Below are 13296 nucleotides of genomic sequence, written 5' to 3' on the forward strand. Positions count from 1 at the left end.
GTGATTGATGTGTTCTACAGCCTATGTCATCCCTGCAATTTTCTATCATTATTCCTACCTATAATCGTCCTGACCGGCTGCATAACTGCCTGCAAGCCCTGACCCAGCTTGATTACCCACAGGAGCGCTTTGAGGTAATTGTAGTGGATGATGGCAGTGAGATGCCGCTCGACTCAGTGGTCATGCCCTTTCAAGCCATACTCAATCTAACGCTGCTGCGACAAGCAAATGCCGGACCCGCTAGCGCTCGCAACGCCGGGGCTGCCATTGCCAAAGGTCAGTTTCTGGTGTTCACCGATGATGATTGCATCCCAACTGCGAATTGGCTCACCGCTTTAGCCGAGCAATTCCAAGCAGCACCCAATGCCCTGATTGGTGGACAAACGCTCAACGCTCTGCCAGAAAATTTGTACTCCACAGCCAGCCAAATTTTGATTGACTATCTCTACGAATATTACAACCGCAAAGAGGATGATCAGAGCACGGCTCAATTTTTTGCCTCTAATAACTTCGCCTTACCTGCTGATCTGTTTCGTGCAATGAACGGGTTTGATACCAGCTTTCCACTAGCGGCTGGCGAAGATCGGGAATTTTGCGATCGCTGGTTTGCTCAAGGTTACCCAATGCGATACGCGCCAAATGTGCAGATCTATCATGCCCATCACCTAACATTGAAACGCTTTTGGCGTCAGCATTTCAACTACGGACGGGGAGCGTTCTGTTTTCATCAAGTGCGTGCCCAACGTAGTCACGCCTCTATCAAAGTAGAACCATTTTCTTTCTATATCAACTTGCTTACCTATCCATTCCGGAGAACACCTCCCCAATCTGCTATTTTTTTGAGTCTGCTGTTGTTCCTATCGCAGGTTGCCAACGTCCTTGGCTTCTTTTGGGAACGGCAACAATCTCCCTCTGAAGTTCCCAATCTCGCCTAAGTGTAATTTGCCATTGCAGGAAACCAAATGCTTTACTCTATCTCGATTTGGACAATAGTACTGATTGGATGCTATGGGATTGGCCTGGGGTTACTCAATGGCCTGCGAGCATATCCCGTGGCACGATTGGGTGATCGGGCAGTGATTGCGGTTTGGTTAGGCATTTTGGCGCTTGCCTTGGCTCTGCTAACCACGGGCTTATTCCTGCCTCTGTCTCCTTGGGTGGGAGGCGGATTCTTCTTAGGCTTTTTGCTGCTGGCATTCCGATCAAAATCAACTCGTTCGGAAGTGGCAACCTTCTATCGCCAAATCTCTGCCTGGCAAATTGTGATTTACTTTGGTGTCGCACTAGCGATTGCCGCCTTTGTATCCCAACCCGTTATCTGGGAAGATACAGGACTTTATCACTATAGCGTAATTCGTTGGCTAGCAGAGTTTGGCACCGTGCCAGGAATTGCCCTGTTATTTGCTAACTTTGGTTTCACGTCTGCTTGGTTTGCCTTTGCCGCGCCTTTGAATCCAGACATTCTTGCGGCTCGCGCCAGTACAATTGCCAATGGCTTAATTTTTCTATTGGCGGTTTTGCAGTTTGGTCTCAGTTTATCTCGAATTTGGCATAAACAGGCCCAATTAACTGACGGCTGGATTGTAGTTTGCTATGGCTGCATTTTGCCGATTATTTTGGCAACTGATTTTATGTCAATTATTTTGATTTCTGCTTCTCCAGATATTCCTGCGCTGTTTCTGGTCATTGCGACTGCATGGACTATATTACTGACTGAAACTGCTGCTAACGAAACCCAAGAATACACGAAAAATAATCAAACCGTTTCCTTATTTCTAGCAATAGGAGCCTTCAGTATCAAACTGACGGCCTTACCGCTTTTGTTTGTAACTGGATTATGGTTCCTCTTCAGATACAGCCTAAACCCATTTAATCATCGGTGGTTGCTGCACCAAATGGCCCTAGCTGCTTTATTTGGTCTATTGCTAGTTCCCTTTTTCCTGTCTGGTATTATTACCTCTGGCTGTCCACTGTATCCCTCTGGAGCGTTTTGTCTCGATCTGCCTTGGTCTCCCGATCAGGAAACGTCTGAATCCATCGCCAAATCTACTCACGGCTGGATTAGCTGGTACGGTACACCGCCGGAAGGTGTTAGCCCTCTAAGGTGGGCGCTGGGGCATTGGTTCAAAGAGTTTGGCAATAAAGTGATGGTGTCGTTGATTGTAAGCACCATTGCCGCGGCCATCTATCTGCTTGTGGGTAAGAATCGGCATCGCGTTGTGTCGCGTTGGTTAATTGCTCTAGCCGTGACAGAAATTGTCTTTTTTCTATTTACGGCTCCGTTTAACCGGTTTGTTCTTCCCTATCTATTTATCGTTCCGGCCTTGGCTATTTCAACCTATCTACAATCTTTTAAGGCAAGCGAGCTTTTAGGCCGCCTGAAGATTTCCGTACCATTCTTCGCAACCGGGCTAGTCACCGCGGCAGTCCTGTTTAGCATCCTCAGTGTACAGAAAGATTACACCAGATTTATTGTGCCACCGCCGCTGATGCAGATTGATGCAGTCCAAAAACAAGTCAACGATGTGCGCTATTTTTCGCCTCCCGGAAAAGAACTGTGTTGGGCAGTTGAGCTGCCCTGCGCCTACACAGCAAAAGGAGTAAAACTGCGCGATCCAGCCCAAGGCATCCAAGCAGGTTTTGTCAGAGATTAAATTTGTAAAGGACTAGAAGGGACTCAAATCTGATTGTAAATTAAGGAGCTTGACAGTCATTTAGTGCATAAACCACCAATACGTGGAACAACAATCTTTAAGTAGCAATTTTGACAAGCTCTGTTTGTCTCAGTGGTCAAACAGTAGCAGCAACGCCGACAGTCTACCTGTTGAATTTGAGATTTTAACCCGTCGGGAATGTAAGCAGACACAAGCACTCAGGAGTTGGGTACGTGATGTCCTCGCCAGTGGAGGAGAGCGGCGGCTTGCGCTTTGCGGAGCATAAAGCGGTCAGCCTGCAATCACAGTTCGCTTAACTCTAATCCCTCTGCTTTCGATAAGGTTTTGTCCTGGTTGCGATCGAGTAGTTCATCATACAGCGTTTTGCACAACAATTTGGCACAATAGTGAGAGCCTTTAACTTTGGATAGCCATGAAGCCCTACTCCCTCGACTTACGTGAGAAGATTGTCAGCACCTATGAGGCAGGCAATACGTCGATTCGTCAGGTGGCAAAGAGATTCCAGGTCAGCAAAAATACGGTTCAGTCGTTGCTCAAGCGCAAGCAAGCTACAGGAGCGCTGAAGCCTGCCCCGGCAACAGGCGGTAAGGCAAGCCAACTGACGGGCTATGAGCAGGAAATCGCAGAGATGGTTGAGACGCATCAAGACTATACATTGGCAGAGTATTGCGAGTATTGGCAGGACAAGACCGGAGTCAGGGTAAGTGAAAGTACGATGTGCCGATTCCTGCAAAAACAGCAGTTGACGGTTAAAAAAAACGTTTCGCAGCGCTCAAGCCGCACAAGCAGATAAACAAACGCAACGAGTGGCTTACTGGCAGACGATTAGTATGGTTGTGCCGGAAAATCTGGTCTTCCTCGACGAGATGGGAGTGCTTCAGGGGATGAGCAGACCCAGGGGAAGAAGCCGTAGGGGACAACGGGTGTACGACATCAAGCCCTTTTACCGAGGTCGCCGGGTGACTGTAGTCGGGGCAATGAGCCAAAGTGCAATCCTAGCAATGCAAACTTTGGGCAAATCGATGAAAGGAGAAGACTTCAAACAGTGTGTGTCCGAACACCTCGTCCCGCAGTTGTGGCAAGGGGCGGTGGTGGTGATGGATAACCTCAAAGCCCATAAAGTCGAAGGGATAGAGCAGATGATAGAAGCGGTCGGAGCCAAGGTTGTTTACTTATCGCCGTACTCGCCTGAGTTCAACCCAATTGAACACCTGTGGTGGCAACTGAAGGCATTTGTCAGACGGTTTGTCCCGAAGAGCGTAGAGGCAATCACAAAGTTGTTAGAACTAGGACTCAGTCTCTGTTCAAGTAGGGAATTGCGGAACTACTTTGCTCACTGCTGTTACTGTACCAATTAGTCCCGCAACACGCTGTATCGCGATATCGCGTCATCTCTTCCAACGTTTTTTGGGCTGTGGCAATTTTCCATAATGCTTCGTCTTCAAGACGATCTAATGCTGCCAAGTCAGCCTTAAATTCGTCTGGTACGTTATCCCAATCTGGCGGACTGCCAACTTTGAGCGCATGAAGCATGACTTCTTCGAGCGATCGCCCCGTCGCATTAGCTGTATTGACTAATCGTTGATAGATTGGGTCTGGAATTTGTAGTGTGAGCATGACGGGGATTATGCACAATCCAAAGTGGATTTGTCCGAATCACTGCTGCTGACCACTGATCACTTATTTTCCTGTAATTCACGTTAGTAGCTTAATTGAGGAGTATGTCAGCAAAATTAAAGCAGCTCCAATTCTCCTATCTAAATCATGTATTGCTCTAGGCGGCATCGTGCCAAATTTATTGCGTGCCCCTAAAGCAATGTCTCATCAAAAGATTCTGGATATCCTTCTCCATGCCCGTGACGAGCTTAAAGAGCAGAACGAGAGCTTAAAGTTTCATGTGTTTGGTATGGGAGGTACTTCAACATTACATATTGCAGCACTTCTAGGCTTTGATTCAGTAGATTCAAGCGGTTGGCGAAATCGTGCTGCTCGTGGCATTATTCAGCTTCCAGGAACTGGAGAGCGCATAGTAGCTGACTTAGGAAGTTGGAGAGGTCGCAGTTTAAGCGAAGAAGAACTAGAAAAGTTAGAGAAGTGCAAATGTCCAGCTTGTCAAAGATATGGAATTAAAGGGCTAAAGCTAAGCAAATCAGAAATCAAAGGAACTGGTGGACAAGGTTTCTGTAATCGCGCAACTCACAATCTATATGTTCTCTTAAAGGAAGAAAAAGATATTCACTATCACTTAGATAAGAAGCAAGATTATAAGACTTGGTACAAGAAACATTTAGATAACACAATCTATCGTCCACTGATCGATCAATTAGCGGAAGGATTACCTTAAATAAGAGCAGTAACAGAAGAAAACCCTTCCAATGATGAGTACATCCTAAAATCGTCGAACCGTGCGACTTTACTTAAATGTTGGACAACGAGATAACCCAAATATTGGACAACTGTAGGACTGAAACCTTGGTTATTCCGTTAACCCTCAAGCCCTATTCTTTGCAGTTCTGTCCTCAATTTTTGGACAAATATCTCAATTTCAGCTAGGGTGAATCAATATCGGGGCTTACAATCACTGAAGCTGAGGGCTTCGCTATCGAGAAAACTGGCAAGTGCCATCTCCAACACTGCCTCGATCGGATAGTCAATCTCAGCCGCTCGTCTTTCAAATGCCTCTCGAATGGAAGCAGGCAATGCTGCTAGCATCATTCGAGCCGCAACTGGATTCAGGTGCTCTATAATTTCCGGTTCAAGCGTTGGTTGCTGCATGGCTATTCTCTCGTAGGAATCCGGGCATTAAAGGGCGGTTCTGTGATCTGAAGAATGATTCGCTCTAGTTCTGATGATAACGCTCGCCATCGCATGAAATCGAGGGGATAGGTTGCGATTGCCACATCTCTATGATCGTAGTCAGCTAACCAGGACCAAGTAAGGGCTTTATGCCCACCTCGGAAGCGTTCCCTCATATCTTGAGCCTTTCCCACATACAGTAACCCTTCAGCCGAATGACGCACTGCATAAATCCCAGGTTTTGTCGTCAAATTTTCAAAGCTTCTGGTGATGGGGACGCACTCGGAAAAGGGAACTTCTATCAGAGCGTTGAGAATCAGTTGAGCTTGTGATTCTGTCTCGGTCATGCCTTGCCAATTGACTATTCTAGGAAGAGGATTAGATCTAATAGGGCAACATATCCTCATACACCATACGCTCTAACACCATTAAGGATACTCCTGCTAGGTCAGCAAGAACGATTAAAACCTGCGTTCAGCCGCCTAGCAAAAATTGGCGGAAGCAAATGTTGGACAAGTTGTCCAACACTCAGGTGCAGTCACAAACCGCTGAACAAGGAGTAGGACAAGCATTAACTGACTAGAGACAATTACAAGCATTAAATGTCATTTGACGACACTTAATGCTTGTTGTCCCAAAACAATTAGCTAAAGCTATCTCTTCTAAAAAATGGAGCTAAGCGGATTCGAACCGCTGGCCTTCTCAATGCCATTGAGACGCGCTACCAACTGCGCTATAGCCCCTTGTGCATTTACCATGATGCCGCGAACGAGGTGATTCGTCAACTAGGTTGGAAAAATTTTGTGGCAAAACGGCTCACTCGCTGCTGCCATTGCTTCTAAAATGAGGGATCGTACCGTGCAGCAAACTTCGTCCTATGGCTTCTATCCCTCCCTCCAATCCCAACCCGTTGCCCATTAGTGATCCCCTGAGCGAGGAAGCGACCAAAGCCTTGCTGCAATCGCTGCGGCGGAAGGAGGGCAACTGGGTAGCTTGGGGGCAAGCCTGTCAGCAATTGCAGAAAGCGGGGCTGAGCCAGCAGCAAATTTTTGAAGAAACTGGGTTTGAGCCGAGTCAGCAAAATCAGGTGATAGTAGCGGCCCAGGTGTATGCTTCGCTAGTGAGTGGCAATGCAGCGGCAGCGGTACTGGAGCGGTTTGAGCAGACGGGCAGTGATTCGCTGTACGAATTGCGGATTTTGACCCAATCAGAGCGGGTAGCCGCCGCCACGCTGTTGGTGGAGAAAGGCATCGATTCCGAAGGTGCCCATGAGGTTGCCAAGGCCCTAAAGGAATATAGCCGCCTGTCTCGCCCGCCCAAGGCATTTGCCGACTATCCCGATGATGCGGTAGCCCATTTCTATTGGAAGCTAGCCCGCCAGCAGGCCGACTTGCAGGCTCGCTCGCGCCTGATTGCCCAAGCTCTGAGATTTGCCAAAAGCGAAACCGCCCGCCAGCAAGTTGAGCAGTTGTTGACGGACTTCAGCATTAGCCGCAGTCGTTCTGCGCCCCGGTTGCCCTTCTACCGGCTAGAGTCGGCCAGCGATCAGGGGCGGATTATCCCCGTAGTGGGAAAGCTGCCGCTGACAACGGCAGATCTACAGGCAGTGCCAATCGTGGAACCCGAAGGTCGGTTTCATATCGTCAAGTTTGCTGGCACAGGGGCTTGGGCTGCCCTACCTGGATGGCAGGTGGTCTTGACAGCAGAAGACCCGATCTTGCTCTTGGCCGAAAGTGAGCAACTTCCGGGAGCCGATCTGGACGACAGTGAAAGTGAAGAAGTGCTGCTGTTGGTCGATCGCGCTCAACGGGACTGGAATCCAGAGAGCTATTTTATTGTGGATGAGGCTGGACAAATTCAACTGGATTGGTTTGAAGAGGCACCGTCACAGCCAATTCTGGGTAAGTTAACGCTGGTATTACGCCCGCAGAAAGTACTCGATGAAGGCTACAACAAAGAGCTGTGGCAGATTGATGAGTAGGCAACCCATCGTCCTAGTTGATGATTGATGTCATGTAAGCAGGAAAAGCTTTGCTGATAGCTGGAATAAAACTTTGAATCATCCACTTGCTCAGGAATAATTTTTTATTGAAGGCAGCCTCTTATTCTTGCTTGGATGCTTTTATCACATTACCGAGAATTTAGGGATGAACAGCGTCGGGATGCCCACATATTTCTCCTAGAGCTATTAATCCAAAATCAGCATGAACAAAGTTCCTAAGCCCGCTGCTGCCATGCTTTCTTGATCAAGTGAACGCCGTAAAAGCGCTGCCAGAAGAGGTCTACGGCTTTAGTAGGCAGGACCTTAGTCATCAGCCAGAGTAGAATACTGCCTCCGGTTGCGGCAATATAGCGCGGTTTGGGATAGTTTGCCTGCAATGCTTTGATAATTACATCTGCTACCTGTTCCGGACTCCAGGCTTGACGAGTCAGGCGTTGATTCAGCGAGTCTAAGTTTTGCACTGCCGCTCCGTAGGGAGTTTCGGCTAAGTTGGCAATTGATTTTTCGAGCTGCCGATTGGCTGCTTCAAAAAATTCGGTCGCGACCGGACCCGGTTCGATCACGCTCACCTTGATGTTGAACGGCTCCAGCTCCATCCGCAGGGCGTCACTCAGTCCTTCTAGGGCAAATTTGGAAGCGCTGTAGAGACCACCCAGGGGAAAGGCAACTCGTCCACCCAACGAACTAACCGTAATAATCCGACCACCGCCCTGTTGCCGCATCACCGGAATCACCGCCTGAATTAGCGTAATCGCGCCCAGCAGATTCACCTTAAACTGCTGCTCGACTGCTGCGGTCGGGACAAGTTCAATCGGTCCCATTTGGCCATAGCCAGCATTACTCACCAAGGCATCAACGCGGCCAAATTGCTGGAGTACCTTAGCAGCGAGCGCTTTCACCTGCTCCGGTTGAGCCATGTCGGTCGGCACGACACAAACCTCGGCTCCGGCTTGGCGACAGGTGGCCGCTACTGCCTCTAAGCGCTCCAGGCTGCGGGCGGCCAATCCCAGCCGAATTCCCGGATACCGCGACGCCAACAGAACTGCCAGAGCGGCACCAATTCCGGTCGATGCGCCTGTAATCAAAATGACCTGCTGTTCTAATTGCACAACTTTACTCCAAAGAATGGGGGAAGGAGCCTTCCCGGTACTGACTTACGGCCAGAAAAATCAGCCATCCTCTAAGCTAGCAAAACCTGAGCGGCAAAAAGACTCCCTTGAGGTAGAAGGATTAGCGCTGGCTGCCATTGCCGCCTTGACTGCGTCTTTACCGCCTAATCGAGCGGCCCACCCTTAGTTCCTGGATATAGGCTCCCGGATCTTGGGCCACCCAGCCGAGGCGAGAGTTGGAGCGCACCTCAAACTGGAGGTAGGGTTGGCTTGAATTGGGATTGGAAGCAACAGTGCCGATTTGGGTGCCGGCCTGCACCTGCTGTCCTACCCTGACGCTGAGGGAATCCAGCCGAGCATAGCGGGTCTGCAACCCCTGGGCGTGATTGATTACCACCAAATTGCCGTTACCACCCTGCTCTCCCGCAAAGGCAACCGTACCAGAACCTACTGCAAACACGGGCGTGCCGACGTCGGCAGCCAAACTGACACCGCTATGGAAGACGAGTGAACCCGTAGGACCAACCTGCCAACCATAGGCCCGCAAAATCGAAGCAACTTCTGGCAGCGGATAGCGCTCGATTGGGCTGGAGGGCACCGCGGCGGTTGGAGTGGGCACCGGCGACCAGTTGACCCCCGGCACGAATACAACCGATGGCGCATCCTGACAACCATTAACTTCATAGAGCACATCGGCCCGCACGCCGTACTGTTTGGCGATATCGCGCCAGGAGCTACCTGACGGCACAGTCACCCGGATGCCGTTGTAGGGCGGAATCACCAGTTGGGTGCCTACGGGAGCGGACCCTTGCCGCAGGACGGGATTGAACCCCATCAGGGTTGTAGGCAGCAAATTATACTGCTGGGCGATGCTCTCTAGCGTTTCACCAGCGGCAACTCGATGACGCGATAGGCGCGACAGGGCGGGTTCGGGGCAGGCCGATTGCTGCTTGGGCTGGGGCAGAATGGGAGGAGCGGTGGCTAGGGACAAGAGTCCTCCTAGCACGATCAATCCCGCTACACTAGAGCTATACAGAGAAATCATGGTGTCAGCCTACTCCTCAGAACCTAGCCTCAAACAATAGCCTCAAACAATAGCCAGCTTGCCAATCCTGCCGAGGGCGCTGCTGGTATCCGCTGCCTATGTGCTCCGCATTGCTAACGCGACCGACGTGATGATTTCTGAGTTTGTTGCAGTCCATGAAGTAATTGACGCGATAGAACAATAAAAATCGATACAGTAATCTTGAACCGTAATGCTTGCAGCCTTAGCGTTGGTTATGCGCTTGGCCGCAGGCAGAGACAAACTTCTTCGAAAAATGTCAGAAAAATCAAAAGAGATCAAATCTGTACAGCCGTTATAAATGAATCATCGCTTTAACCAATTGCTCTTACCATTATGCTCTTACAATTATCGCGGGATTGGTTTTGCCAGATTGGCTTGCATTTGAGTTAGGGCAACATCTTTCTCTGCTCCTTTGGCTAGGCAGTAGCAGCTAGAACAGCCTCCTTAATCAGAGCAATGGGTTCCCAAGCTTCAGCCTCCTACCTAGAGACAAATCATACATAAACTTCTTCAAGCGTGGCTTTTGGATCGATTTACCGTTATGAAACAAGGAACTATGGTCTCAAGTAGACAGATTGTTCTCTACGCAACGCTGTTAGCGATTGGCGGCGGGGCAGGGTGGGCAGGCAGCCGCTACTTGGCCCAAACCCAGTCTAATTCCCCAGCCAATTCGGATACGGCTGAGTCTCCGGCTCCCGTGATCTATCAGGCCAGCCAGCCGCCGATGGTGGAGCGACGGACTGAACCTGTGAACCAGAATTTTATTGCCGCCGCGGTGGAAAAGGTGGGTCCAGCGGTGGTGCGGATCGATGCCTCGCGTAAGGTTTCCCGCTCGCTGGATTCGCTGAACAATCCCCTGTTCCGCCGTTTCTTTGGCGAAGAGGAACTGCCATTGCCGGAGGACCGAGTGGAGCAGGGCACCGGCTCTGGCTTCATTGTCAGTCGGGATGGTCATGTGATCACCAATGCCCATGTGGTGGAGGGGGCCGATACGGTGAAGGTGACGCTCAAGGATGGGCGGAGTTTGGATGGCCGGGTGGTTGGCATCGACCGGGTTACGGATGTGGCGGCGATTAAGATTGAGGCGGCGGATTTACCCACGGTAACGCTGGGCAGCTCCAAAAATCTGGTACCCGGACAGTGGGCGATTGCGATTGGTAACCCGCTCGGCCTCGACAATACTGTGACTGCTGGAATTATCAGCGCCATTGACCGATCCAGCTCCCAGGTGGGCATTCCCGATCGCCGGGTGCAGTTTATTCAAACCGATGCGGCGATTAACCCAGGCAACTCTGGCGGGCCGCTGCTGAACGACCGGGGGGAAGTGATTGGTATCAATACGGCGATTCGAGCTAACGCCCAAGGCTTGGGATTCGCCATTCCAATTGAGACCGGCTGGAAAATTGCTCAGCAGTTGTTTGAGAAGGGTAAGGCCGAGCATCCCTATCTGGGTGTGCAGATGGTGGACCTGACGCCAGCCCTAAAAGAGCGGATCAATAGCGATCCAGATACAGGCTTGAAGCTGACCACTGATCAGGGAGTTCTAATCATTCAAGTGATGGAGGATGCGCCTGCCGCTGCTGCTGGCCTGAAGCCCGGAGATATTATTGTTAAGATCAACGGCACACCGGTTGCCACCGCGTCCGAAGTACAGCAGCAAATCGAGCTAGTGAAGGTGGGTGATCCACTCTCAATCGAAATTCGCCGTCAGGATGAAGTCAAGACAGTGCAGCTCCGACCGATTGCCTTTCCAGCGGAGAGAATTAGGTAAGTTGTAGAGAAGTTTGCCAGCGTCAGTTCTCAGGTGACACGGTTTCGCCTTCGCCAAAGTCTGCACTGAAGGAAACCGAGCCTTTAATCGTTGCTTCTAGCTCCATCCGCTGCTCCATCCGACTGAGAAAATAGCCAGTCATCATGGCAGAGGCCAACAGCCCAGCTAAATTTTCTCGGTCCGTCGTAATTTGCACGTTGAAGGCTTCCGACGGCAGTACACCGACCAAGCCCTGTACGTTCTGCGAGATAATTTGCTTGATTTCGGGGCTAACAGATTTGGCGACTCGTGCCAATACTTCAGGGGATTGGTGTTGCAGGTACTTCAGCAATTGATTTGCCTGACCCTCCTCAGTGTCACCACCGAAGAAATCAAAACTGTCAGGGTTAAAAACCATAGTCACCTTAAAAAGCTAAAGGTTTGCATGAGCTACTTTTATCTATTTTGACACTTATATTTGCCAGTGTGACTATTTAGCTGATGCGAGTCCGGTAAACGACTGATAAAACTCATAAATTAGACGGCTCTAATTCAGCCAATTCGGCGGGTTCGGCGTCCAATTCTGGTTCTGATTCGGATGGAAATTCCTCAGGGGCAAAAGCGGTTGGAGCGGCTGTGGCTGTGGGTTGGGGCAGTTGTTCAACCTGGAAATACTGATAAAACTTTTCGGTGACTTGCAGCCAATAGGAGCGGCCATCGGCCTGTCTGCGTTTCTTGACAAATCCCAAGCCGACCAGCTCCTGCACATGCTGATAGGCACCGGAGCCGCGTAATTCTACTAACTTGGTTTGGCTAATCGACCCTTTGAGGGCAATGGCAGCCAGCGTCCGTAGGGCACCCACTCCCAAATCGACCGGAATCAGCTGCTGGATCAAATCATGGAAGGCTTCGCGGAGCTGAAGGCAGTAGCCGTTCGGAGTTTCCACCACCTCTAGGGCACCGTCGCGGTGGGCATAATCGGCCATTAGCTCTAGCAGTCCTGCTTCTGCCTCAGATCGTTCACAGTCGGCATATTCGGCAATTTTGGCAATCGATAGCGGCTGGGCTTTGAGGTAGAGAATCGCCTCGATTTTGCTCGATAGGCTTGTCATGGCTGAGGTCCGCCCGAAACGGCAAGAAACCAGATCAACGAAACGACAGTAGAGTATAGCGGAGTTTCCGCAGAATTAACTGAATATCCAGCGGCTTCTCAGATTGTTCTCATTTAAGTTGGGGAAAATGGCAGCCAGAGTTGCTTCTTATCTTCACCTTATCTATTTCCGGTTTAATGGTGGTCAAATCCTGCTCAAGCCGGCTGATTACAACCGCCAAATTCGCTCAACTCTTTCTCAGGATCCATGTTCCACCTGGAGCAAATCTCGCTATAATTAGCTTCAATAATTCTGAATTTATTTCATAAAACTTAACATAAATGTTACATTTGTTAATGGGAGTTGTGCGATGACTTCTAATCCCGCTACTCAGGCCCGATTGATTACCTTTTTGCAAGAGGAGTTGGCGATTCCGTCTTCGGCAATTGCCCTAGCCTTGCGCCATCCAGAGTCGGAGACCAACTGGCTGCCGATCATTCTGTGGCAATACGGATTGATTAATCTTCAACAACTGAACCAGGTGTTTGAGTGGATGGAGACGGCGTGAGGAGGTGGGAGGTCTCCTCTGCTAGTCGGCTATCCCTATCTCGACTGGCGTAGAATCTCGCCGGAACTCTACCAGAAGACCAGTCTGAGACGCGAGTCAACAACTTAAAATTAGTGTGTAGCTTTGCAAAGAAGTTAACCAACTGGAACTGGCGAGCGCTGCGCCATTGCAATGTGAAGAGCGGGAATAGTCAAGTCTTAAAAATTGAGTTGATAGGTTCGATGCAAACCTGAAATCCC

15 protein-coding genes and 1 tRNA gene are annotated in these 13296 nt (G+C 50.0%); 8 read left to right on the forward strand and 8 right to left on the reverse strand.

Features of this window, described 5'->3' with window-relative positions:
- Positions 1-23 precede the first annotated feature (23 nt).
- From HJG54_RS17145 to HJG54_RS35490, 4 genes are all read left to right on the forward strand, one after another.
- Positions 24-935 (forward strand): glycosyltransferase family 2 protein, encoded by a 912-nt coding sequence (locus HJG54_RS17145; RefSeq protein WP_316430205.1) that lies wholly within the window; start codon positions 24-26, stop codon positions 933-935.
- A 27-nt stretch (positions 936-962) separates the two neighbouring features.
- A complete protein-coding gene (locus HJG54_RS17150; RefSeq protein ID WP_316430207.1) occupies positions 963-2654 on the forward strand; it encodes an LIC_10190 family membrane protein in 1692 nt (563 codons plus the stop codon).
- A gap of 433 nt (positions 2655-3087) precedes the next feature.
- Complete coding sequence (locus tag HJG54_RS17155; RefSeq protein WP_316430209.1) at positions 3088-3468, forward strand: helix-turn-helix domain-containing protein; 381 nt, start codon at positions 3088-3090, stop codon at positions 3466-3468.
- Between the two features lie 13 nt (positions 3469-3481).
- Complete coding sequence (locus tag HJG54_RS35490; RefSeq protein WP_420717260.1) at positions 3482-4033, forward strand: IS630 family transposase; 552 nt, start codon at positions 3482-3484, stop codon at positions 4031-4033.
- Here HJG54_RS35490 and HJG54_RS17160 read toward each other — a convergent pair.
- Positions 3969-4292, reverse strand: a complete 324-nt coding sequence (locus tag HJG54_RS17160) for a hypothetical protein (protein ID WP_316430210.1) — start codon at positions 4290-4292, stop codon at positions 3969-3971. The two genes, HJG54_RS35490 and HJG54_RS17160, sit on opposite strands and share 65 nt — an antisense overlap.
- A 169-nt stretch (positions 4293-4461) precedes the next feature.
- On the opposite strand from HJG54_RS17160, the gene HJG54_RS17165 reads away from it, so the two are divergent.
- Entirely contained in the window at positions 4462-5019 is a 558-nt protein-coding gene (locus tag HJG54_RS17165; protein WP_316430212.1) for a hypothetical protein, read from the forward strand.
- Positions 5020-5234: 215 nt separating this feature from the next.
- Here the strand turns inward: HJG54_RS17165 and HJG54_RS17170 are convergent, their stop codons facing one another.
- From HJG54_RS17170 to HJG54_RS17180, 3 genes are all read right to left on the reverse strand, one after another.
- Entirely contained in the window at positions 5235-5450 is a 216-nt protein-coding gene (locus tag HJG54_RS17170; RefSeq protein ID WP_316430213.1) for a hypothetical protein, read from the reverse strand.
- Between the two features lie 2 nt (positions 5451-5452).
- Complete coding sequence (locus HJG54_RS17175; protein WP_316430214.1) at positions 5453-5818, reverse strand: GIY-YIG nuclease family protein; 366 nt, start codon at positions 5816-5818, stop codon at positions 5453-5455.
- A gap of 323 nt (positions 5819-6141) precedes the next feature.
- A tRNA-Ala gene (locus HJG54_RS17180) sits at positions 6142-6214 on the reverse strand.
- Positions 6215-6348: 134 nt separating this feature from the next.
- On the opposite strand from HJG54_RS17180, the gene HJG54_RS17185 reads away from it, so the two are divergent.
- On the forward strand, positions 6349-7452 hold the full coding sequence (locus HJG54_RS17185; protein ID WP_316430216.1) for a RuBisCO accumulation factor 1: 1104 nt from the start codon (positions 6349-6351) through the stop codon (positions 7450-7452).
- Between the two features lie 236 nt (positions 7453-7688).
- On the opposite strand, the gene HJG54_RS17190 is transcribed toward HJG54_RS17185, so the two are convergent.
- Both HJG54_RS17190 and HJG54_RS17195 read right to left on the reverse strand, forming a co-directional pair.
- A complete protein-coding gene (locus HJG54_RS17190) occupies positions 7689-8582 on the reverse strand; it encodes an SDR family NAD(P)-dependent oxidoreductase (protein WP_316430218.1) in 894 nt (297 codons plus the stop codon).
- Between the two features lie 157 nt (positions 8583-8739).
- Positions 8740-9627, reverse strand: a complete 888-nt coding sequence (locus tag HJG54_RS17195) for a M23 family metallopeptidase (RefSeq protein ID WP_316430219.1) — start codon at positions 9625-9627, stop codon at positions 8740-8742.
- 562 nt (positions 9628-10189) lie between these two features.
- On the opposite strand from HJG54_RS17195, the gene HJG54_RS17200 reads away from it, so the two are divergent.
- Positions 10190-11419: an HhoA/HhoB/HtrA family serine endopeptidase gene (locus HJG54_RS17200; protein WP_316430220.1), complete on the forward strand. Its 1230-nt coding sequence runs from the start codon at positions 10190-10192 to the stop codon at positions 11417-11419.
- A 22-nt stretch (positions 11420-11441) separates the two neighbouring features.
- Here the strand turns inward: HJG54_RS17200 and HJG54_RS17205 are convergent, their stop codons facing one another.
- Together HJG54_RS17205 and scpB are read right to left on the reverse strand one after the other, a co-directional pair.
- The gene (locus HJG54_RS17205) at positions 11442-11816 is read right to left on the reverse strand and encodes a DUF760 domain-containing protein (protein ID WP_035996522.1); all 375 of its coding nucleotides are present in this window, start codon (positions 11814-11816) and stop codon (positions 11442-11444) included.
- Between the two features lie 112 nt (positions 11817-11928).
- The gene (gene scpB / locus HJG54_RS17210) at positions 11929-12510 is read right to left on the reverse strand and encodes an SMC-Scp complex subunit ScpB (protein WP_316430221.1); all 582 of its coding nucleotides are present in this window, start codon (positions 12508-12510) and stop codon (positions 11929-11931) included.
- Between the two features lie 349 nt (positions 12511-12859).
- Here scpB and HJG54_RS17215 point away from each other — a divergent pair, with 349 nt between their 5' ends.
- A complete protein-coding gene (locus tag HJG54_RS17215) occupies positions 12860-13057 on the forward strand; it encodes a DUF2949 domain-containing protein (protein ID WP_035996516.1) in 198 nt (65 codons plus the stop codon).
- The last annotated feature ends 239 nt before the right edge of the window (positions 13058-13296 follow it).

The organism is Leptolyngbya sp. NK1-12 (assembly GCF_032598965.1).
Lineage (GTDB): Bacteria > Cyanobacteriota > Cyanobacteriia > Elainellales > Elainellaceae > Elainella.